The sequence below is a fragment of the Caldimonas thermodepolymerans genome, assembly GCF_015476235.1.
Taxonomy (GTDB): Bacteria; Pseudomonadota; Gammaproteobacteria; order Burkholderiales; family Burkholderiaceae_C; genus Caldimonas; species Caldimonas thermodepolymerans.
The window spans coordinates 66,325-85,915 of the sequence record NZ_CP064338.1; the positions used below are offsets into that span (position 1 = coordinate 66,325).

Genomic DNA, 19,591 nt, shown 5'->3' on the forward strand with positions numbered 1-19,591 from the left:
TGGCAGCTTCTCATCCCGAATGGAATGAAGGACAGTGGCGGCATGAGACCACGACATGCCTTCCTCCTCTGCGGCCTGGCGGCCTGTGCGTGGCTGGCCGGCGTCGCCTCGTCCGTGCGTGCCGAGGCGATGCCCCCTGCATGGCAGACCACCTGGATCGCTCCCCCGCAACCCGTGTGGGACGAGCGCTTCGTGCTGCCACCGGGCATGCCGTCGCAGCTGCGCGACGTCACCTTGCGCCAGACGCTGCGCACCAGCCTGGGCGGCGATCGCGTGCGACTGGCCATCAGCAATGCCTACGGCCGCAGTCCCTTGCGGGTCGGGCGCATGACGATCCGTCGCCCGGGCCACGCCGAGGCCGTGCCGGTGCGCTTTGGCGGCGCCGACGGCACGCTGCTGCCGCCGCGGGCGCAGCGGCTCAGCGATCCGGTGGCACTGCCCGTGCGTGCCGGCGAGCGCCTGGAAGTGGACCTGTACCTGCCCGGGGTGGCCGCGCCGGCGGGGTTCCACTGGGATGCCCGCGAGCCGGCCTGGCTGTTGCCCGGTGACGCGACCGGCCGGCCGACCCCGGCAGATGCGCCGCCGCTGTCCGCGCGCGCCTTCGTCACCGCCTTGCAGGTGCAGGCCGCGCGCCCGCCCGTCGCGGTGGTGGCGATCGGCGATTCGCTCACCGATGGCAACGGCGCGACGCCCGGCGCCGACCAGCGCTGGCCCGACCATCTCTCGCGCCGGCTCGCGCCGCTGGGGGTGGCGGTGCTCAACGCCGGCATCTCCGGCAACCGCCTGCTGCGCGACGGCATGGGCGAGCGCGCGCTGGCCCGCTTCGGGCGCGACGCGCTGGACCATCCCGGCGTGCGCGCCGTGGTCGTGCTGCTGGGCACCAACGACATCGGCTGGCCCGGCGGGCCGTTCGCGCCCGGGGAAGCGTTGCCGACCCTCGACCACCTGGCCGACGGGCTGCGGCGGCTGGCCGCGCAGGCCCGCGCCCGCGGCGTGCGCGTGGTCGGGGCGACCTTGCCGCCCTTCAAGGACGCGCTGCAGGGCACGCCGCTCGAAGGCCACTACAGCGTCGCCAAGGACGCCTTGCGCCAGGCGCTGAATGCCTGGATCCGCACGACCTCCGCGTTCGATGCGGTGGTCGACTTCGATGCCGTGCTGCGCGACCCCGCCGACCCGGCCCGCCTGCATCCGGCCTATGACTCGGGCGACCACCTGCATCCCGGCGACACCGGTTACCGCGCGATGGCCGAGGCCATCGACCTTGCCACCCTGCTCGGCGCCGCCGTGGAGGACCAACGATGAACCCTGCCACCCCGACCGCCGCTTCCCGTGCCTTTCCCTGGCCCTTGCTGGCGCTGGCCCTGGCCGCGTTCGCGATCGGCACCACCGAGTTCGTGATCGTCGGCCTGCTGCCCGCAGTGGCCGCCGACACCGGCGTCAGCCTGCCGAGTGCCGGGCTGCTGGTGACCGGCTATGCGCTCGGCGTGGCCTTCGGCGCCCCGCCGCTGGCCGCGCTGACCGCGCGCGCGACGCCGCACCGGGCGCTGTCGCTGCTGATGCTGCTGTTCATCGTCGGCAACCTGATGTGCGCGCTGGCGCCCGGCTACGGCTGGCTGATGGCCGGTCGCATCGTCGCCTCGCTGACGCATGGCGCCTTCTTCGGCCTGGGCGCCACGGTGGCCGCCGCGCTGGTGCCGCCGCAGCGCCGCTCGGCCGCGATCGCACTGATGTTCAGCGGCCTGACGCTGGCCAACGTGCTGGGCGTGCCGGCGGGGGCCTGGATCGGCCAGCACGTCGGCTGGCGCGCGACCTTCTGGTGCGTCAGCGCGCTGGGGGCCGTCGCGCTGGTCGCGCTGCAGCTGCTGGTGCCGCGCGCGCTGGACCTGCACGCAGGTGGCGCGGCCCGCAGCGCCGGCTGGCGCATCCTGCGGCGCCCGCGCCTGCTCGGCGCGCTGGGCCTCACCGCACTGGGCTTCGGCGGCATCTTCACGACGCTGACCTTCCTCTCGCCGCTGCTGCAGTCCGAAGCCGGCTTCAGCGCCGGCCAGGTCAGCGCCGTGCTGCTGCTGTTCGGCCTGGGGCTGACGGTCGGCAACATGCTGGGCGGCTGGGCCGCCGACCGCTGGCCGGGGCGTTCGATGGTCGTGATCCTCGCGGCGCTGGCCGTGCTGGAAGCGGCGCTGAGCCTGCTGCTCGCCTGGCCGCCGCTGCTGACCGCCGGCATCTTCCTCTGGGGTTTGGTGGCCTTCGCCACCGCGCCCGGGCTGCAGAGCCGCGTGCTCGAGGAAGCCGCCGATGCGCAGGCGCTCGGCTCCACGCTGAACATTGCCGCCTTCAACCTCGGCAACGCCGGCGCGGCGTGGGCAGGGTCGTGGGCGCTGGAAGCCGGGTTGCCGCTGTCCGGGCTGCCGTGGCTGTCGGCGGTGTGGGCGCTGATGGCCCTGGGGCTCGCGCTGGCGCTGGCCTCGCGCGCCCGCCGCCCCGCGGCCGAGCCGGCCTGAGTTGCCGTCAGCGGCCCCACCCGGCGGCCAAGGCCGGCAGCAGCCCCGCGTGCCAGGCCACCAGCGCCGCGACGTTCAGCACCGCCGTGATCCAGAACGTCACGACGAAGGCGGTCTTGCGGGTCTTGTGGCGCAGCCGCTGCTGCGCCACCAGCGCCCCGGGCCAGCCGCTGAGCAGGCCCAGCAGGTGCAGCGTCTGCTCGCGCGTGCGCCACCGTCCGGCCACGGCCGCGGACTTGTCGAACACGTAGGCGCCGAAGGTCACGAGGCTCAGGCCCAGCAGGGCCAGCGGCACCGCCGGCGACATGCCCCAGCGCCACGCGGTGCCGGCGAGGATCGCGACGAACGCCGGGATCGCCAGCGCGCGTGGCAGGGCCCAGGGTGCCGGTGGATCGGCGCGCCGGGCCGGCCGGGCGGCCGCACGCTGCGCCTGCGCCGGCAGGTACACGGTGCGCGCGCGCCGGCGGCTGTCCGCGGCAGTCTCCACCTCCACGCCGAGCACCTGTCCCGCGCCCGGTCTCGGGCTGCCGGGCGGAAAGGCGGTGATGTGCACGAACACGTCCGGCCCGCCTTGCGACGGGGCGAGAAAGCCGAAGCCGCGGTCGTCGTGCCAGGTGGTGAGGGTGCCGGTGATGCGCATGGCGGCGATTGTGCCGGCGCCCCCGTGCCGCGGGGGCCTCGCGGCCGCAGGCCCGTGGCCTGGTGCCGCCTCGGGCCGTCCCGGGCCGGAATGCGGTCAGAATGTGCCGCAGCTGCATCGACCGCACTCCTGACCGATGACCCGTCCGATCCCGAGCTTCACGCGCCTTGCCCTGGCCGCCTTGGTGGGCACCTTGCCCGTGGCCCTGACGCACGCCCGGCCGCCGCAGGCGCCCGCAGCCTGCGACGTCATGGGCCCGGAGGACCTGATGCCGCCCGCGGCGCGGCGCGTGCGCACCGGCATGACCCGGGCGCAGCTCGATGCCCTGCTCGGCCCGCCTGCCTATTCGCCGGTCGAGGGGCAGTACTACTACAGCACCGGTGGCGACTGCCCGGTCGAAGGCCGCGACCGCGAGGCCTCGTGCGGGCTGGTGGCGGACTTCAACGACTATGGCGGCGACGAGGCGGTGCTGAAGGCGACGCTGCAGTCCTGCTGGTGGGGGGCGATCGGCGAGTGATGCGCCGCCGCGGGCGGGCCGGTCAGCCCATGTGCACGTACGTCCCCGGCGCCTCGCACAGCGCGCGCCAGCGCCCGACACCCGTTGCCGGTGCCTTGACCGGCCGGCCGGAGCGCGCGGCAAGCCACGCCTGCCAGGCGGGCCACCAGGAGCCCTCGCGCGCTTCGGCCAGCTCCTGCCAGGTCGGCGCGTCCACGTAGGGGCCGCCGGCGGCGCGCACGTCGATGCGGTAGCGGGCTTGCGGCGAGGCGGCCGGGCCGTCGGGCGGGTTGACGATGCCCACGTTGTGCCCGCCGCTGGTCAGCACGAAGGTGATCTCGGCGTCGCTGAGCAGGTGGATCTTGTAGACCGAGGGCCAGGGCGAGACATGGTCGCGCTCGGTGCTGACGACGAACATCGGCACGCGGATGTCCTTCAGCGCGACCGGCCGGCCATGCACGGTGTAGCGGCCTTCGGCCAGGTCGTTGTCGAGGTAGAGCCGGCGCAGGTACTCGCCGTGCATGCGCTGCGGCATGCGCGTGGCGTCGGCGTTCCAGGCGCGCAGGTCGGTCAGCGGCGTGCGCGCGCCCATCAGGTACTCGTGCACGAGCTTGGACCACACCAGGTCCTTGGAGTTGATCAGCGCGAAGGCGCCGGCCATCTGCCGGCCGTCCAGGTAGCCCTGTTCGGCCATCAGGTCCTCGAGGAAGGCGATCTGGCTCTCGTCGATGAACAGGCCCAGCTCGCCCGGCTCCTCGAAGTCGGTCTGCGCGGCCAGCAGGGTCAGCGTCTTCAGCAGCGGCTTGCGGTCGCGCGCCAGCGCCGCCGCGGCGATCGCCATCAGCGTGCCGCCCAGGCAATAGCCCACGCCGTGCAACGGCACCTCGGGCTGCGCCCGGGTGATCGCGTCCAGCGCGGCGAACACGCCCAGGTCCAGGTAGTCCTCCATGCCGAGGTCGCGGTCCTCGCCGCCGGGGTTCTTCCAGGAGATCATGTACACCGTGTGGCCCCGCCCGACGAGGTACTTCACCATCGAGTTCCCGGGCGACAGGTCGAGGATGTAGTACTTCATGATCCACGACGGCACGACCAGCACCGGCTCGGGGTGCACCTTGTCGGTCGCGGGGGCGTAGCGGATCAGCTCGATCAGCCGGTTGCGGTAGACCACCTGCCCGGGCGTGACGGCCACCGTCTCGCCGGGCCGGAAGCGCTCGACGCCGGCGGGCCGGCCGTCGGTCAGCACCGCCAGCGCGTCGCGCCACCAGTTGGCGCCGCCGCGCAGCAGGTTGTAGCCCAGCGTGCGCAGGGTCTCTTCCTGCACCTGCGGGTTGGTGGCGACGAAGTTGCTCGGCGACCAGACGTCCAGCCACTGGCGCGTGACGAACTCCACCACGTGCTCGTGGTGCTTCGAGACACCGCGCACGCCGGTGGTGGCCTCGCGCCACCACTGCTGGGCGAGCAAAAAGGCCTGCGCGAGCAGGTGGTAGGGCGGGCGCTGCCACTGTGGCGGGGCGAAGCGCTTGTCCGGCGGGCCCGGTTCCTGGCAGGGCGGGCACAGCCCCATGCCCCAGGCCTGCACGTACAGCAGCCACTGCAGCTGCTGCTTCCAGGCGCTTTCGGCGAGCTGCAGCTGCTTGCCGGGCGACATCGCCAGGTGCCAGTACCAGTCGCTGAACGCATTGGCCAGCGCCGAGGGCGACAGCCCGTGCGTCATGCGGGCCAGCGCCACCTTCAGGGGCACGTCGAGGGGCTGGAAGGTGCTGCCGGAACGGCGGTCGTCGTGGTCGGGCATGGGACCTCCCGCAGGATGATGGACCATCTTGCGGCGCACGGCCGGCGTGCGGATTGAGGCCGGTCAAGGCGGGTCGCCGGCGCACGCCGGACGTGAGCTGGCGCAAAGCGGCGCGCGCGATGCGGTTCAAGATGGACGGACGTGCCGCTGCCTGCGCCGCAGGCCGGCGGGCACGCCCCGATGGAGCTGAACCATGGACACCCGGATGCGCAAGGAACGACTGACGGCCGACATGAAACTCGTGGCGCGCGACATGGAATCGCTGCTGCGCTCGGCCGCACGACAGGCCAACGGCGAGATGCAGGAACAGTACGAGCGCCTGCTCGACCGGCTTGCCGAGACCCGGCAGCAGCTGGGCGAGGTGGAAGACCGCCTGGCCGGCCGGGTGCGTGCGGCCGGCCGCGCGACCGACGGCTACGTGCACGAGCACCCCTGGCAGGTGATCGGCGTGGCCGCCGCGGTGGGTGCGCTGGTCGGCGCGGCGCTGGTGGGCCTGCGCAGGTGACGCGTGCGCGGGAGGCCCGGCCGGCGCCGGGCGCCACTGGCATCCCGTGCCTGAGCGCGCTACAACATCGACTGCCATGAAAGCCATGGTCCTGCATGCCCCCGGGCAGCCGCTGCGGCTGGAAGAGCGCCCGGACCCGGTCCCCGGATCCGGCGAGGTGCGGCTGCGCGTGCACGCCTGCGCGGTGTGCCGCACCGACCTGCACGTGGTGCACGGCGAGCTGCCGCATCCGCGCCTGCCCCTCGTCCCGGGCCACGAGATCGTCGGCGAGGTCGACGCGCTCGGCCCCGGCGTGACGGGGTGGCGGCCCGGCCAGCGGGCCGGCGTGCCCTGGCTCGGGCAGACCTGCGGCCACTGCCGCTATTGCGGCGCCGGGCGCGAGAACCTCTGCGACACGCCGGTGTTCACCGGCTACACGCGCGACGGCGGCTACGCGACCCACGTGGTTGCCGCGGCCGACTACTGCCTGCCGCTCGACGGCCTGCCCGAGCCGGATGCGGCGCGCATCGCGCCGCTGCTGTGCGCCGGGCTGATCGGGTACCGCTCGCTGCGCGCGGCCGGCGACGACGCGATGGACCTCGGGCTGTACGGCTTCGGCGCCGCCGCCCACCTGCTGGCCCAGGTGGCCAGTCACCAGGGCCGGCGCGTCCATGCCTTCACGCGCCCGGGCGACCGGGACGGCCAGGCGTTCGCGCGCTCGCTGGGCGCGGTCTGGGCCGGCGGTTCGGACGAGCGGCCGCCCTGCGAGCTCGACGCGGCCATCCTGTTCGCCCCGGTGGGCGAGCTGGTGCCGCTGGCGTTGCAGGCGGTGCGCAAGGGCGGGCGCGTCGTGTGCGGCGGCATCCACATGAGCGACATCCCGTCCTTCCCGTACCGCCTGCTGTGGGAGGAGCGCGAGCTGGTCTCGGTGGCCAACCTCACGCGCGCCGACGGTCGCGACTTCCTCGCGGCGATCGCCGGCATGCCGCTGCGCGTCGAGGTGACGCGCTACCAGCTCGAGCGCGCCAACGAGGCGCTGGCGGACCTGGCCGCCGGTGCGCTGCAGGGCGCGGCGGTGCTGATCCCCTGAGCCGGTCGCCTCGCGCGGGGCGGCTTCAGGGGCCGCTGCGACGGCGCCATGCCTGCGGCGGCACGCCATGCCGGCGCACGAAGGCGCGCTGCAGCGCATCGACCGAACCGTAGCCGCAGTGCCCGGCGATGCGCTCCTGCGGCCACTGCGTGCGGCGCAGCAGCTGCTCGGCGGCCTGCAGGCGCTGCTGCGCGACGTAGCGTGCCGGCGTGCAGCCGATCTCGGCGGCGAACGAGCGCGCGAAGTGCCGCGGGCTCATCGACACGCGTTGCGCCAGCGCCGCGACCGACAGGTCGTCCTGCAGGTGGGTCGCGATCCAGGCCGGCAGGTCGCGCAGCCGGCGGCTGGCCGCGGCCTGTGCCTGCAGCATCGGGCTCAGCTGCGCCTGCCCGCCGTCGCGCAACAGCGGCAGCGCCAGCGCGCGGGCGATGTCCATCGAGACCTCGCGGCCGAGGTCGTCCTCCACCAGGGCCAGGGCCAGCTCGATGCCGGTGGTCACGCCGGCCGAGGTCCAGACCGGGCCGTCGCGCACGTAGATGCATTCGCGCCGCACCTGGACGCGCGGGTACAGCACCTGCAGCTGCTCGCAGGCGGCCCAGTGGGTGGTGGCCTCGCGTCCGTCGAGCAGGCCGGCGGCGGCCAGCACGAAGGCCCCGGTGCACACGCTCGCGACCCGCCGGGTGCGCGGGGCCACGCCCGCCAGCCAGTCCGGCGCGAGCCGTGCATGGATCGCCGCGCGCACCCCGGCCGCGTCGCCGCCGGCCACGATCACGGTGTCGGGCGGGGTGGGCGCGTGCGACAGCGCCCCGTCCACCGCCAGGCACAGCCCGGCGTTGGACCGCACCGGGCCTCCGTCCGGCGAGGCGAGGTGCAGCCGGTAGCGGCCGGGCCGCAGGGCCTCGGCCTTGCTGAACACGCTGGCCGGACCGGCAAGGTCGATCGGCTCGACCCCGTCGAAGGCCACCAGCACGACGTCGAGGGCAGGAAGCGCGGCATTTGCGTCCTTGTGGGGCGTGGCGGACATACCTAGGCTCGGAAAGACGGATCAGGCAAAGGGAATGCAGATGTTCGGCTCGATGCGCGCATGGACGATGGCGGCCACCCTGCTGGCGGCGGGGTGGATGGCGGGCTGCGGCTCGCGCACGCCGCTGCCCCCGCCCCCGCAGCCCGAGGCGGTGCAGCGCGAGGGACAGGCCTTCGTCGAGGCCCTGCGCCCGCGCCGTCCCGGCCGCCCGGTGGTCGCGGTGCTGGCGCTGAACGACGGCACCGAGACCACCGACCTGCTGTTGCCGCACGCGGTGCTGGAACGCTCCGGCCTGTTCGACGTGCAGGTGGTGGCCGGGCATCCCGGGACGGTCCAGCTGTTTCCGGCGCTGGCGGTGCAGGCCGAGCAGGACCTCGCCGGCTTCGACCGGGCCCATCCCGGCGGCGCGGACTACGTCATCGTGCCGGCCCTGGCGCGCGACGACGATCCGGTCCTGCTGGCCTGGCTGCGCCGGCAGGCCGCCCGCGGTGCGATCGTGATCGGCGTGTGCCGGGGCACGCGCGTGGTGGGCGAGGCCGGCCTGCTCGACGGCCGGCGCTACACCGGCCACTGGTACGACCGCAGCCGGATGCAGCGCCGCCACCCCGCGGGCACCCACGTGCCGCACCTGCGCTACGTGATCGACCGCGGCGTGGCCACCACCACCGGCATCACCGCCTCGGTGCCGGCCATGCTGGCGCTGGTCGAAGCGGTCGGCGGGCACGCACGGGCCCGGGCGCTGGCCGACGAACTGGGCGTGCCCGCCTGGGGGCCGGCGCACGACAGCACGCCGTTTCGCCTCACCGGCGCGCGGGCCTGGAACTACCTGGTCAACAAGGCCGCGTTCTGGCGCGGCGAGCGCCGGGCCGTGGACGTGCGCGACGGCATGGACGACGTCGCGCTGGCCCTGGTGGCCGACGCCTGGTCGCGCACCGGCCGCATGACCGTCGAGGCCGCGGCGCCCACCCCGACGGTGCGGCTGCGCAGCGGGCTGCAGCTGGTCGCCCACCCCGCGGCGGCGCCCTGGCCGCGGCTGCCGCTGCCCGACGGGGTGCGGCCGTTGCCGCTGCTGGACCGCACGCTGTGCGAGATCGGCGCGCGCCATGGCGCGATGCGGCAGGAATGGGTGATGCTCGAGATGGAATACCCCGCCCTCGAGCACGGCTGCGGCAGCGCCTGAACCGGCGGCACGCCGGGCGCTCAGGCCTCGAGCAGGACCTCGAAGCCGCCGTAGATCATGCGCTTGCCGTCGAAGGGCATGGGCGTGGTCTCGGGATCCAGGCGCGGGTCGGCCATGACCTTCTTCATGCCCTCCTCGCGCGCGGCCCGCGACGGCCAGGTGATCCACGAGAACACCACCGTCTCGTCGGGCCGGCACTTCACGGCCATCGGGAAGGAGGTGACTTTCCCGTCGGGCACGTCGTCGCCCCAGCACTCGACGACGCTCAGGGCCCCGTGTTCCCTGAAGACGACCGCGGCCCGGGCGGCCTGCTCGCGATACAGCTCCTTGTTGGTCGTCGGCACGGCGACCACGAAACCGTCTACGTACATCGTTGCTCTCCTGGCTGCGGCGCCGCCACCGCGCGGCGCTTCCCGTGCATGACGAACGACAGGACGGGATTTCGACAGGTCCCGGGGGGCGTTTCGCGACCCTGAAAGAAAAAAGGCCTCCGCCGGTGGGCGGAGGCCGAAATTCTCGCTGGGTGAATCTTGCACCCAGGAGATAGTTGCAACTGGTGCTGTGTCCCGGGCCGCCAGGGCCCGGCGGTCATCAGAAGTTGTGCTTCAGACCGAAGTCGACACCGGTCTTGTGCTCGTTGACTTCGCCGTCGCGAGCCACGTCGACGTAGACCGTGGTGCGCTTGGACAGCGGGTAGTGGTAGCCGATGCCGAACTTGCTCGACAGATCCTCGTCCGGATCCACGGCTTCCAGCTTGCCGTAGGCGACACGCAGTTCGCCGCCGGCCAGCGGGGCGGTCGCGCCGATCAGGTAGCTGCGGTGCTTGTCGGCAGCCAGCGCGCCTTCGGGGGTGCCTTGGCCGTAGGCGGCGATGACCTTGGCGACGCCGAAGTCATAGGAGCCGCTCAGGATGTGCCACTTGTCGTCGTCCACGCCCGACTTGCTGTAGCCGTAGCCGACCCACACCGGACCGGCGGCGTAGCTGACGTTCACGCTGTAGAACGCCTTGTTGTCGTTGCCCGCCACTTCGTCCACGGTGACTTGAGCCTGGGCTTGCAGGCCGGAGAACACCGGCGAGGTGTAGGTGATGGAGTTGTCCTGACGGGTCGGCAGGATGCCGCCGAACAGGATCGGTTCCATCTTGGCGACGGTGTCGCCACCCCACGGGTCGGCCTTGTTGGCGATGTTGCGAGCCGGCACGTATTCGCGGCCCAGCACCACTTCACCGAAGCTGCCTTGCAGGCCCACGACCGAGCGGCCGGCCCAGAAGGTGTCCGCGGCTTGGCCGTTGTCGGCCGTGAAGCGGTGTTCGATGTTGAACACGGCCTTCAGGCCGCCGCCGAGGTCTTCGACGCCACGCACGCCCAGGCGGCTGCCCGAGTTCTGCTGCAGCTCGAAGAAGTCATTGCCGATGTTGCGGGTCAGGCCCAGGTCGACACGGCCGTACAGCGTGACTTGCGACTGGGCTTGGGCGGCGCCAGCCAGCGCGCCGAAAGCGGCGATCGCGATAAGCGTCTTTTTCATTGGGTTCTACCTCAGGGTTGTGTTGACGAGTCGGCTGTGACCAGCCGAGCCCTTGCTTCTTCAGCGGTAGGCATGCCGGAGTGAAGCACGCGCCTGTTACAACTCTTGGTAGAAACCCCCGGGTCAAGCTCGGATGTATCCGCCATGCCACAACCTTTTGGGCCTGTCCAGGGGACCATCCCTGGGGGCTGTATCCAAGCCCTGGCGCGGCCTGGAGCCGGGTTAACCCCTAGGGATTGATGCAAAAAGCGGCACTGTTGCGGAGACAGCAAATAACCATTGCAAAAATAGCAATGGTCGCTTTCCGCACGCACCGTGCGCATGCCGGCCGCGCCGGGTTTGCTACCGTTGCGTCCCATGACGCCCTCCCCGCTTGACCGACTCGCCGCCTATGACGGGCTGGCCTGGATCGCCGGCCACCCGGTCGCCTACCCGGTGCTGGAGACGCTGCACCTGCTCGGCATCGCACTGCTGCTGGGCAGCCTGGTGGTGTTCGAGCTGCGCGTCTGGGGCCTGGGCCGGGAGCTGCCGCCGCCGGCGCTCGCGCGCCTGGCGCTGGGCCTGAGCGTGGCCGGCTTCCTGCTCGCCGCCGCCAGCGGGCTGACGATGTTCGCGACGCAGCCCGGGGAACTGCTGGCCAACCGCGCCTTTGTCTGGAAAATGGGCCTGCTGATGCTGGCGGGCACCAACGCCGCGATGTTCCATGCGCGCGGCGGGGTGCGCCGCGTCGACGGCATCGCCCGCGCCCAGACCGCGCTGTCGCTGGCGCTGTGGCTGGCCGTGCTGGCGTGCGGGCGCTGGATCGCCTATGTCTGAACCGTGCGAACCGAGGAGCGCTGCCATGACCCGTCCCCTGTCCCGACGCACCGCGCTGGCCGCCGGCGGCGCGGTGCTGCTGTTGCCCGCCTGGGCGCGCCTGGCCTGGGCCCACCACGGCTGGAGCCGCTTCGACCAGAACCGCCCGCTCTACCTGGAGGGCCGGGCCGTCGAGGTGCGCTGGCGCAACCCGCATGCGGAGCTCGTGCTGGAGCGCCCCGAGCAGCTGCAGCTGCCGGCGGACCTGAAGCAGCGCGCCCTGCCGGCGCAGACCGCCCCGGTGGACGGGCCGGCGCTGCTGGCCGCGGCGCAGCTGCCGCGACGCGCCGACCGGCGCTGGACCATCGAGCTGGCGCCGCTGACCCGCATGAACGCCTGGCAGGTGCCCGAGATCCAGCCCGGCACCGAGGTGGGCGTGCTGGGCTACACGTATTTCGAGGAAGAGGGCGAGGCGGTGCTGCGCGCCGAATACCTGTTCCTCGGCGGCAGGACCTACGGCATGCGCTCCTCGCCGGCCTGAGGCGGCCTGCCGCCACGACGGACACACGATGACGATGGACGAACGGATCGAACAACGCCTGATCGACCTCGAGATCAAGCTCAGCTACGCCGAGGACACGATCGACCGGCTCAACGAGGTGGTCGTGCGGCAGCAGCTGCAGCTGCAGACCCTGGCCCGCGAGGTCGCGCGGCTGCGCGAGCGGGTCGACGACGGCAGCGGCGCGGTGCTGCGCAGCCTGCGCGAGGAGCTGCCGCCGCACTACTGAAGGGAAAGCGCACGGGCGCGCCGCGGGGCGGGCTCAGACGCGCCGGCTGCGCCTGGGGTGCTGCCACAGCGGCCGGCGGCTCTTGAGCTGGCGTTCGATGCCGCGGTTGAGCTCGTCGCGCAGCGCGGTCACCGCGTCGACGTGGCCGTACACGCCCTCGAAGCGCAGGTCCAGCCACAGCCACAGCGTGCACAGCCGCAGCGCCTGCTCCATGCGGTCCAGCCGGCTGTGGCCGTCGACCTCGTCGAGGAAACCGGGCGCGCCGGCGCGCCCGCTGCGCGCGTGGTTCGCGGCCCAGGCAAGGAAGTGCTCCAGCTGGTAGGTGGCGTCCGGGTCCACCGGCGCCTGCGCGTAGACGAAGCGGTCGGTCAGGTCCAGCGCGCCGGCGTTGCGGTCCAGCAGGTCGGCGAGCTCGAGCATGTTCTCCAGCGCCGCCACCTCGAAGTGCTCGTTGTCCAGCTCGAGCTGCTCCATGAACACGCCCAGCACCTGGCGCAGCCGCTGCCGGCCCAGGCGCTCCGCGATGGTCTGCACGTGCCAGGCGGTCGGCGCCACCCGGGCCTTGAAGCCGGGCGGCGCCTCGGGCTGGCGCTGCAGCAGCTGGCGCAGCACGCGCAGCGCGCCCTGCTCGGCCTCCCGCAGCACCCCGGCATGGCCTTCGTCGTGGAGGCCGTAGCGCCCGGCACGGCCGGCGATCTGGTGCGCCTCGCTTTCGGTGAGGTCGCGGTCGGCCTCGCCGTCGAACTTGGTGACGCTGCTGAACAGCACGCGTCGGATCGGCAGGTTCAGCCCCATGCCGATCGCGTCGGTGGCCACCAGCACCTGGGTCTGGCCGCTGGCGAAGCGCTCGGCCTCGCCGCGGCGCACCTCCGGCGGCAGCGCGCCGTAGATCACGCTGACGCGGTGGCCCTGCTGGGCGATGCGGTCGCGCAACATCAGCACCTCGCGCCGGCTGAACGCCACCACGGCGTCGCCGGCCCGCAGCGCCTCCAGCGGCACCGGGGCCTTGAGCAGCTGCACGTGCTGCTTGCGCTCGAACTCGCGCACCTCGGCCGCCTCGCCGCACACCGCGAGCAGGCGCCGGATCGCCTCCACCGCGTAGGCCGAGCAGATGACGATCAGCTCGCGCGCCGGCACGCCGACGATGGCCTGGGTCCAGGCCCAGCCGCGGTCGGGGTCGAACAGCATCTGCGCCTCGTCGATCACCGCGACGTCGATGGCCTGGCGCGTGTTGACCATCTCCACGGTGCTCGAGACCACGCGCGCATCGGGCACCGGCACGTGCTCCTCGCCGGTCAGCAGCGAGCACGGCACGCCGCGCGTTTCCAGCCGGTCGCGCCCTTCCAGCGCCAGCAGGCGCAGCGGCGCGAGGTAGGCGCCCGCGGTGGCCTGCGCGAGCCGCTCAAAGGCCGCGTGCGTCTTGCCGCTGTTGGGCGGGCCCACGTACAGCGTCACCTGGCGGCCCAGGCGCCGCGCGGCGGCGAAGCTGTCCGGATAGCCGTGGAAGCCCAGGTCGCGCGCCAGGTGCTCCAGGCGGGCGCGCTCGGCCTCGCGCGACAGCCGCGGCCGCGCGGGCGGGCGCGCGTCGGAGGCGGGGGCGGCGGGCACGCGCCGCGCGCGGGACGGCTCGGGGAGGGAGGCGGGGGGCAGCAGCAGGGCAGGTGTCTTCATGGGAGGGCGCGACAGCCGCGCCGCTTTCGGCATCGGGTGGGGAAGGGGCTACTGTAGGGCACGCCGGCGCGCCGTGCCGGGATGAATCGGAGTAGGCTTGGCGTCCTCGCGCATCACCGGGTGCCGCGCATGACGAACGAGACGGTCCTGCTGCAACGGTCGCTGGCCGGCCGCTTCGGCGGACGCTGGTCCGCCGAGCCGCTGCATGCAAGCAGCTTCTGTGCCACCTGGGGCGCGCGCGGGCGGGGGCAGCGGCTGTTCGTGAAGTCCGTGCCGCTGGCTGCCGCCGACGTGCTCGAAGCCGAGGCCGACGGCCTGGAGGCGCTGGCCTCGATGCGCGCGATCGCGGTGCCCGAGGTGGCCGGCTGCTGGCGCGACGGGGAACACGGCCTGGCGCTGCTGGCGCTGCAATGGCTGGAGCTGCGTCCGCCCGACGCCGGCTTCGGCGAGCGCTACGGGCGTGCGCTGGGCGAGCTGCACCGCGGCATCCCGCCGGCGGCGAAGGCCGCTACGGCTGGCGGCGCGACAACCTGCTGGGCGGCACGCCGCAGCGCAACCGCTGGAGCCGCCAGGGCGGCCGCGCCGGCTGGATCGACTTCCTCGCCGAGGCACGCCTTGGCGCGCTGAACGCCGAGCTGGCCCGCCGCGGCGGGGCCACCCCGCTGGTCGAGGCGGTCGCGCAGGTGATCGACCGGCTGCCGCAATGGTTCGACGACGGCTACCTGCCGCGCGCCAGCCTGATCCACGGCGACCTGTGGTCCGGCAACTGGGCCATGCAGGCCGACGGCACCCCGGTGATCTACGACCCGGCGGTGTCGTGCTCGGACGCCGAGGCCGAACTGGCGATGATGGAACTGTTCGGCAGCCCGCCGGCCGGCTTCTGGCATGCCTACCGCGCCACCGCCGGCCTGCACGAGGGCTACGCGCGCCGGCGCGGGCTGTACCAGCTGTACCACCTGCTCAACCACGTGCTGCTGTTCGGCGGCGGCTACGCGGCCCAGGCGCTGGCCTGCGCCCGCGCGCTGCTCGGCCGCGGCGCCCCCTGAGGCGCGCACCCGGCGCCCGTGGAAGAATCGCGGTTTCGCTGCGATCCTTTCCTGCGCCTGGCCACCATGTTCTACGGCATCACCGACCTGGGCACCTTCGTCGTCGGGACGATCTTCATCATCCTGCTGCCCGGACCCAACTCGCTGTACGTGATGTCGGTGGCCTCGCGCTGGGGCGTCAAGGCCGGCTACCAGGCAGCCTGCGGCGTGTTCATCGGCGACGCGATCCTGATGCTGCTGTCCGCCGGCGGCGCGGCCTCGCTGCTCAAGGCGATGCCGGCGCTGTTCATGGCCATCAAGTACGCCGGGGCGGCCTACCTGGCCTGGGTGGGCTTCAACCTGCTGCGCTCGGCGCTGGCCACCTGGCGCGGGCAGGACGGCCCGGCGCGCGCGATGGAGGTCGCCGACGCGCGCCGGCCGCTGCGCTCGGCGCTGCTGATCAGCCTGATGAACCCGAAGGCGATCCTGTTCTTCGTGTCCTTCTTCATCCAGTTCGTCGACCCGGCCTACGAGCACCCGGGACTGTCCTTCCTGCTGCTGGGCGCCATCGTGCAGCTGTGCAGCGCGGCCTACCTGTCGTTGCTGATCTTCGGCGGGGCCTACCTCGCGCAGCAGTTCCGCCGCCGGCGCCGGCTGGCCGCGGCCGGCACCGGCGCGGTGGGCGGCCTGTTCCTCGGCTTCGGCGCCAAGCTGGCCAGCGCGACGCTGGGCTAGCGCCGGCTGCCCGCCGGCAGGCGGGCGCGCCTTCCGTGCGCGGTCCCCGTCGCGAGGCCCTGCGCCGCCACGCTGGCCCGCTTGGCCTCGCCACTGGCCACAGACCAACACCTCGTTTCAATCCAGCGCACCGCGTTACAGCTTTTTTGGCGCGGGCTGTATAGCGTCGCGCCCGTTGCCCGGCGTGGCAGCGGTTTCACGAGAACCGAGGGAGGACGAGGTGATCAAGCACACCCTGACCTGGCGTCACGGGGTCGCCCTGCTGGTGGCCCTGGGCCTTGCCGCCTGCGGCGGCAGCGATCCATCCGGCACGACGGCCACCGGCCCGTCGGCAGGCGGCAGCGGGCCGTCCGGCCAGGCCGCCACGGAGGCCATCCCGGACGTGGCGGGCGGCACCACCGCGCCGCCCGACGTGGTGGTCCGGGACGCCCTGGACGATGACGGCCCCGCGCCGTCGGAGGCGGTGGCGCAGGACGCGCCTTCCGCCCCCACGGCGTCGCAGGCGTCGGGCACCGGCCACGGACAGCCTGCGGCGGCGGCCGTGTCGGCCGAGATGTCCTTCCAGCGCGGCGTGTCGCCATCGGCAAGCTATGCGGGCGTGGCCGACACCTGGCTGCAGCAGGCCGTGCCGTCTGCCAACGCCGGTGCCGACACCGCGCTGACCACCGACCGCGACGCCCCGGCGGGCAGCGGCCAGCGCGCCACCACCCTGCTGCGCTTCGACCTGAGCGCGATCCCGCGGGGGGCCAAGGTGCAGGCGGCCGAGCTGAGCTTCACGGTGACCAACCGGACCTCGGGCGAGCCTTTCGTCCTCTACGCCGCGCGCCGCGCCTGGAACGAGTCGCAGGCCACGTGGAACCAGGCCGCCGCGTCCACGCCCTGGGAGGCCCCCGGGGCCCGCGGCGCGGGCGACCGCGGCAGCACGGTGCTCGGCCAGCTGCTGCCCACCGCCACCGGCCGGTACGCGGTGTCGCTCAACGCCGCCGGCGTGGCCGTGGTGCAGGGCTGGGTGAACGCGCCGCAGACCAACCACGGCTTCGTGCTGGACGCGATCACGAACATGGACGGGATGGTGCTGGCCTCCTCCGAGGCGGCCGACCCCGCCCAGCGGCCGCGCCTGAGCGTGAAGTACGAGCCGGCCTTCGTGCACCCCGGGCTGCACGTCTCGGCGGCCCAGCTCGATTTCGTGCGCGCGCGCATCGCCGCCGGCGCGCAACCCTGGAGCATCGAGTTCAGCCGCGCGCAGCGCAAGGGCCACGGCAACCCGAACTGGGTGCCGCGCCCGGTGGCGCACATGCGGTGCGGCAACGGCGGCAGCAAGGTCGACGAGGGCTGCTACGACGCCCGGCAGGACGCGCTGGCCGCCTACACCCTCGCGCTGCTGTGGTACCACACGCGCGACCAGCGCTACGCGGACGGCGCGATCCGGATCCTCGACGCCTACGCGGACACGCTGCAGTCCATCGCCTTCGTCTACGGGGACTACGACACGCACAACGGGCCGCTGCAGGCGGCGTGGCTGGCCGAGCTGTTCCCGCGCTCGGCCGAGATCCTGCGCCACAGCAACTCGGGCTGGCCGCAGGAGCGCGCCGTGCGGTTCGGCGAGATGCTGCGACGCGTCATGCTGCCGCGCATCGTCGACGGCTGGACCAGCGGCGGCAGCAACTGGAACAACTCGATGACCAACGGCGTGATGAACATCGCCGTCTACACCGATGACCGCGCGCTGTTCGAGAAGGCGCTCGGCATGTGGCGCCAGCGCGTGCGCGAGACCATCTACCTGGCCAGCGACGGCGCCGAACCCGTGCCCGCGCCGAACCAGCGCGGCGCCGACGGCCGCTGGAAGTCGGGCTCGCTCGCGAAGGCCTGGTGGGGGCAGACCGAGTTCTCCTCGCGCACGAACGGCATCTCGCAGGAGGTGTGCCGCGATTTCGGCCATGCGACGATGTCCATCGCCTCGCTGTCGCAGGCGGCGGAGACGGCGCTGCTGCAGGGCGTGGACCTCTACGCCGAGGAAGAGGCGCGCCTCATCGCCGGGGCGGAGTTCATGGCGAAGTACCTCGCAGCCCATGCGCCGGCCAGCAACGGCAAGGCCACGGTCGGTGTCGATCCCTGGCTGTGCGCGCGCCGCAGCGAATTCGTGAACAAGGACAAGCAGCCGGTGCCGAACAACACGATCGAGGTGCAGATCCTGCCGACCTGGGAAATCCTCTACAACCACTACGTCAACCGCCGTGGCCGCGCCATGCCGGCCACCGCGGCGCTGCTGCCCAAGGTGCGCGCGGGAGGCTCCACGACCGACCTGCAGATGTCGTGGGAGACGCTCACGCACGCGGGCGTGGGCGCGGTCGGGCTGTAGCCTGCGGACCTGCTGCCGGCCGGCGCGCCGTGAGCCCGGCCCGCCGGCGGCGGGTCACACCGGCGGCCCGTCGGTGCGTCGCCGGGCCTTCGCGCGGTCAGAGCGGCGGGCGGCCCGACGGTTCGCCGGGCGACAGCAGGTCGTCCACCCTGCCCGCGGCGTCCTGCTGCGACGGCCACGAAGTCGCGGGGCCTGCCTGCTGGCGCTCGCGCCGTGCCTGGAGCGGGCTGTCGCGCCCGGTCATCGAGCGGTACACGAGCGCCGCACCGGCGGCCACGCACAGCAGCTGGCCGAGCATCGAGGGCCGGCGACGCGTCAGCAGCCACAGCCCGGCGCCGAGGGCGATCCAGTGTTCGCCGGGCAGGCTGTCACGCTGCGCGTCCCGCGCCTGCCAGTGGTGCAGCTGCTCCTGGGCCGTGGCGGCCAGGGCGCTGCCACGCTGCATCAGGGCCTCGGCCCGCGCATGCAACGGGTCGCCCTGGTGCGTGCCGTCGAGCGGTTCGGCGGCCGGCTGGCCGGTGAGCGGGGAGGCGGCGGGGCCGTTGGGGCGCGGGTCAAGTTCGGGCATGAGGTCATCTCCTGGTCGGGGTGGCAAGGGGGTCGCCGGGTTGCCGCGGGGCGTGCGCCGGGCGGATGGCGGCGTGGTCCAGATCGGGTTCGCACGGCTGCGAGACGTCGGCGAGCAGGACCGCGGCGGCCGCATGACCGCCCTTGGTGGCGATGTCGCCCAGCGAGACGATGCCGACCAGCAGGTGCTGTCGGTCGAGCACCGGCAGGCGTCGTACCTGGTGGCGCCGCATGGCCTCGATCGCGTCGTCGAGCGACTGGTCCTCGTAGCAGCAGCGCACGTCCGTCGTCATCACGTCCTGCACCGTGGTGACGTCGGCCGGCCGGGCCTGCGCGACGGCGCGCACGACGATGTCGCGGTCGGTGACGATGCCGACCACACGGCTGCGCCGGCACACCGGCAGTGCGCCCACGTTGAGGTCGTCCATCGCCTGGGCCGCGCGGCGCAGGCTGTCGGCCGGGGCCGTCGCCTGGGCACCGCGCGTCATCACGTCCATCACCCGGAGGGTCATCGGGGCTCCTGCTCGCAGCGTGTTCCTGTCCCGTGGGACGGGCAATCGGCGTACCGGCAGGCGCTGCAGCAGCGACCGCCGGGACGCGACGGCACGCCGTCCCGGCCCGGCCGGGCCGACGGCGGACGGGGGCCGCGGTCGGCACCTTTGACGCTGCCGCGCGCGGAGCGAGCTGAACGCGCGCATCAATGCCTGCCTGGGGCTGGACACGCCGGCAGTGCGGCGCACGCCCGGGCAGCAGCGCCAGGTATGCACCCTCATGGAAGTGATCCGCATCCCGGAAAGCGGCATCCCCGCGCACCTGGCCTGGGCCACCTGCCAGTTCCAGGACACCGTGCACCACCGCACCGGCGGGGTCAGCCCGTTCGGCCACATCGGCGTGCGCGACCGCGGCCCGGACGACGACGC

The 19,591-nt window shown here is 73.4% G+C and carries 21 protein-coding genes; 13 read left to right on the forward strand and 8 right to left on the reverse strand.

Translation table 11 applies throughout. The features are described 5' to 3' along the window. Window positions 1–42: 42 nt before the first annotated feature. Both IS481_RS00310 and IS481_RS00315 read left to right on the forward strand, forming a co-directional pair. Window positions 43–1,302 (forward strand): SGNH/GDSL hydrolase family protein, encoded by a 1,260-nt coding sequence (locus IS481_RS00310; RefSeq protein WP_104357303.1) that lies wholly within the window; start codon window positions 43–45, stop codon window positions 1,300–1,302. Further along, a complete protein-coding gene (locus IS481_RS00315; protein ID WP_104357304.1) occupies window positions 1,299–2,501 on the forward strand; it encodes an MFS transporter in 1,203 nt (400 codons plus the stop codon). The genes IS481_RS00310 and IS481_RS00315 overlap by 4 nt, the downstream gene beginning before the upstream one ends. A gap of 7 nt (window positions 2,502–2,508) precedes the next feature. On the opposite strand, the gene IS481_RS00320 is transcribed toward IS481_RS00315, so the two are convergent. Then, window positions 2,509–3,141: a DUF1294 domain-containing protein gene (locus tag IS481_RS00320; protein WP_104357305.1), complete on the reverse strand. Its 633-nt coding sequence runs from the start codon at window positions 3,139–3,141 to the stop codon at window positions 2,509–2,511. Between the two features lie 136 nt (window positions 3,142–3,277). On the opposite strand from IS481_RS00320, the gene IS481_RS00325 reads away from it, so the two are divergent. Further along, window positions 3,278–3,658, forward strand: coding sequence for a hypothetical protein (locus tag IS481_RS00325; RefSeq protein ID WP_104357306.1), 381 nt, complete (start codon window positions 3,278–3,280; stop codon window positions 3,656–3,658). Window positions 3,659–3,680: 22 nt separating this feature from the next. Here the strand turns inward: IS481_RS00325 and IS481_RS00330 are convergent, their stop codons facing one another. Further along, window positions 3,681–5,429: a PHA/PHB synthase family protein gene (locus IS481_RS00330; protein ID WP_104357307.1), complete on the reverse strand. Its 1,749-nt coding sequence runs from the start codon at window positions 5,427–5,429 to the stop codon at window positions 3,681–3,683. A gap of 193 nt (window positions 5,430–5,622) precedes the next feature. Between IS481_RS00330 and IS481_RS00335 the strand changes: the two genes are divergently transcribed. After that, window positions 5,623–5,934, forward strand: a complete 312-nt coding sequence (locus IS481_RS00335) for an ElaB/YgaM/YqjD family protein (protein WP_104357308.1) — start codon at window positions 5,623–5,625, stop codon at window positions 5,932–5,934. A gap of 76 nt (window positions 5,935–6,010) precedes the next feature. Then, window positions 6,011–7,003, forward strand: coding sequence for a zinc-dependent alcohol dehydrogenase family protein (locus IS481_RS00340; RefSeq protein WP_104357309.1), 993 nt, complete (start codon window positions 6,011–6,013; stop codon window positions 7,001–7,003). A 25-nt stretch (window positions 7,004–7,028) separates the two neighbouring features. Here IS481_RS00340 and IS481_RS00345 read toward each other — a convergent pair whose 3' ends face one another. Further along, a complete protein-coding gene (locus IS481_RS00345; RefSeq protein ID WP_104357310.1) occupies window positions 7,029–8,027 on the reverse strand; it encodes a GlxA family transcriptional regulator in 999 nt (332 codons plus the stop codon). A 34-nt stretch (window positions 8,028–8,061) separates the two neighbouring features. Between IS481_RS00345 and IS481_RS00350 the strand changes: the two genes are divergently transcribed. Further along, a complete protein-coding gene (locus IS481_RS00350) occupies window positions 8,062–9,207 on the forward strand; it encodes a DJ-1/PfpI family protein (protein WP_232529387.1) in 1,146 nt (381 codons plus the stop codon). A gap of 20 nt (window positions 9,208–9,227) precedes the next feature. Here IS481_RS00350 and IS481_RS00355 read toward each other — a convergent pair whose 3' ends face one another. Beyond that, window positions 9,228–9,578, reverse strand: coding sequence for a DUF1428 domain-containing protein (locus tag IS481_RS00355; RefSeq protein ID WP_104357311.1), 351 nt, complete (start codon window positions 9,576–9,578; stop codon window positions 9,228–9,230). A gap of 220 nt (window positions 9,579–9,798) precedes the next feature. Then, window positions 9,799–10,731 carry a porin gene (locus tag IS481_RS00360; protein ID WP_104357312.1) on the reverse strand — a complete coding sequence of 311 codons (933 nt, stop codon included), beginning with the start codon at window positions 10,729–10,731 and terminating at the stop codon, window positions 9,799–9,801. A 357-nt stretch (window positions 10,732–11,088) separates the two neighbouring features. On the opposite strand from IS481_RS00360, the gene IS481_RS00365 reads away from it, so the two are divergent. From IS481_RS00365 to IS481_RS00375, 3 genes are read left to right on the forward strand one after another with little or no spacing between them, the layout of a single operon-like run. Continuing rightward, complete coding sequence (locus IS481_RS00365; protein ID WP_104357313.1) at window positions 11,089–11,547, forward strand: hypothetical protein; 459 nt, start codon at window positions 11,089–11,091, stop codon at window positions 11,545–11,547. A 25-nt stretch (window positions 11,548–11,572) separates the two neighbouring features. Continuing rightward, a complete protein-coding gene (locus IS481_RS00370) occupies window positions 11,573–12,067 on the forward strand; it encodes a DUF6152 family protein (RefSeq protein WP_232529389.1) in 495 nt (164 codons plus the stop codon). A 34-nt stretch (window positions 12,068–12,101) separates the two neighbouring features. Further along, window positions 12,102–12,314, forward strand: a complete 213-nt coding sequence (locus IS481_RS00375) for a SlyX family protein (protein WP_419186870.1) — start codon at window positions 12,102–12,104, stop codon at window positions 12,312–12,314. 33 nt (window positions 12,315–12,347) lie between these two features. Here the strand turns inward: IS481_RS00375 and IS481_RS00380 are convergent, their stop codons facing one another. Further along, window positions 12,348–13,985, reverse strand: a complete 1,638-nt coding sequence (locus IS481_RS00380) for a helicase-related protein (protein WP_232529391.1) — start codon at window positions 13,983–13,985, stop codon at window positions 12,348–12,350. A 129-nt stretch (window positions 13,986–14,114) separates the two neighbouring features. Between IS481_RS00380 and IS481_RS18545 the strand changes: the two genes are divergently transcribed. The 4 genes from IS481_RS18545 to IS481_RS00395 all read left to right on the forward strand — a co-directional run bounded on the left by IS481_RS18545 (window position 14,115) and on the right by IS481_RS00395 (window position 18,104). Next, a complete protein-coding gene (locus IS481_RS18545) occupies window positions 14,115–14,612 on the forward strand; it encodes a fructosamine kinase family protein (RefSeq protein WP_336470056.1) in 498 nt (165 codons plus the stop codon). Next, window positions 14,516–15,031 carry a fructosamine kinase family protein gene (locus IS481_RS00385; protein WP_336470057.1) on the forward strand — a complete coding sequence of 172 codons (516 nt, stop codon included), beginning with the start codon at window positions 14,516–14,518 and terminating at the stop codon, window positions 15,029–15,031. The genes IS481_RS18545 and IS481_RS00385 overlap by 97 nt, the downstream gene beginning before the upstream one ends. A gap of 66 nt (window positions 15,032–15,097) precedes the next feature. Then, window positions 15,098–15,745, forward strand: coding sequence for a leucine efflux protein LeuE (leuE, locus tag IS481_RS00390; protein ID WP_104357473.1), 648 nt, complete (start codon window positions 15,098–15,100; stop codon window positions 15,743–15,745). A 220-nt stretch (window positions 15,746–15,965) separates the two neighbouring features. Then, entirely contained in the window at window positions 15,966–18,104 is a 2,139-nt protein-coding gene (locus IS481_RS00395; protein WP_104357316.1) for a DNRLRE domain-containing protein, read from the forward strand. Between the two features lie 97 nt (window positions 18,105–18,201). Here the strand turns inward: IS481_RS00395 and IS481_RS00400 are convergent, their stop codons facing one another. Together IS481_RS00400 and IS481_RS00405 are read right to left on the reverse strand one after the other, a co-directional pair. Beyond that, window positions 18,202–18,672 (reverse strand): hypothetical protein, encoded by a 471-nt coding sequence (locus tag IS481_RS00400; RefSeq protein ID WP_104357317.1) that lies wholly within the window; start codon window positions 18,670–18,672, stop codon window positions 18,202–18,204. Window positions 18,673–18,676: 4 nt separating this feature from the next. Then, window positions 18,677–19,183 (reverse strand): CBS domain-containing protein, encoded by a 507-nt coding sequence (locus tag IS481_RS00405; protein WP_104357318.1) that lies wholly within the window; start codon window positions 19,181–19,183, stop codon window positions 18,677–18,679. Between the last annotated feature and the right edge of the window lie 408 nt (window positions 19,184–19,591).

Coding starts and splice junctions, on each gene's coding strand:
- IS481_RS00310 (WP_104357303.1), top strand. CDS start 43: ATGAGACCACGACATGCCTTCCTCCTCTGCGGCCTGGCGGCCTGTGCG.
- IS481_RS00315 (WP_104357304.1), top strand. CDS start 1,299: ATGAACCCTGCCACCCCGACCGCCGCTTCCCGTGCCTTTCCCTGGCCC.
- IS481_RS00320 (WP_104357305.1), bottom strand. CDS start 3,141: ATGCGCATCACCGGCACCCTCACCACCTGGCACGACGACCGCGGCTTC.
- IS481_RS00325 (WP_104357306.1), top strand. CDS start 3,278: ATGACCCGTCCGATCCCGAGCTTCACGCGCCTTGCCCTGGCCGCCTTG.
- IS481_RS00330 (WP_104357307.1), bottom strand. CDS start 5,429: ATGCCCGACCACGACGACCGCCGTTCCGGCAGCACCTTCCAGCCCCTC.
- IS481_RS00335 (WP_104357308.1), top strand. CDS start 5,623: ATGGACACCCGGATGCGCAAGGAACGACTGACGGCCGACATGAAACTC.
- IS481_RS00340 (WP_104357309.1), top strand. CDS start 6,011: ATGAAAGCCATGGTCCTGCATGCCCCCGGGCAGCCGCTGCGGCTGGAA.
- IS481_RS00345 (WP_104357310.1), bottom strand. CDS start 8,027: ATGTCCGCCACGCCCCACAAGGACGCAAATGCCGCGCTTCCTGCCCTC.
- IS481_RS00350 (WP_232529387.1), top strand. CDS start 8,062: ATGCAGATGTTCGGCTCGATGCGCGCATGGACGATGGCGGCCACCCTG.
- IS481_RS00355 (WP_104357311.1), bottom strand. CDS start 9,578: ATGTACGTAGACGGTTTCGTGGTCGCCGTGCCGACGACCAACAAGGAG.
- IS481_RS00360 (WP_104357312.1), bottom strand. CDS start 10,731: ATGAAAAAGACGCTTATCGCGATCGCCGCTTTCGGCGCGCTGGCTGGC.
- IS481_RS00365 (WP_104357313.1), top strand. CDS start 11,089: ATGACGCCCTCCCCGCTTGACCGACTCGCCGCCTATGACGGGCTGGCC.
- IS481_RS00370 (WP_232529389.1), top strand. CDS start 11,573: ATGACCCGTCCCCTGTCCCGACGCACCGCGCTGGCCGCCGGCGGCGCG.
- IS481_RS00375 (WP_419186870.1), top strand. CDS start 12,102: ATGGACGAACGGATCGAACAACGCCTGATCGACCTCGAGATCAAGCTC.
- IS481_RS00380 (WP_232529391.1), bottom strand. CDS start 13,985: ATGAAGACACCTGCCCTGCTGCTGCCCCCCGCCTCCCTCCCCGAGCCG.
- IS481_RS18545 (WP_336470056.1), top strand. CDS start 14,115: ATGACGAACGAGACGGTCCTGCTGCAACGGTCGCTGGCCGGCCGCTTC.
- leuE (WP_104357473.1), top strand. CDS start 15,098: ATGTTCTACGGCATCACCGACCTGGGCACCTTCGTCGTCGGGACGATC.
- IS481_RS00400 (WP_104357317.1), bottom strand. CDS start 18,672: ATGCCCGAACTTGACCCGCGCCCCAACGGCCCCGCCGCCTCCCCGCTC.
- IS481_RS00405 (WP_104357318.1), bottom strand. CDS start 19,183: ATGACCCTCCGGGTGATGGACGTGATGACGCGCGGTGCCCAGGCGACG.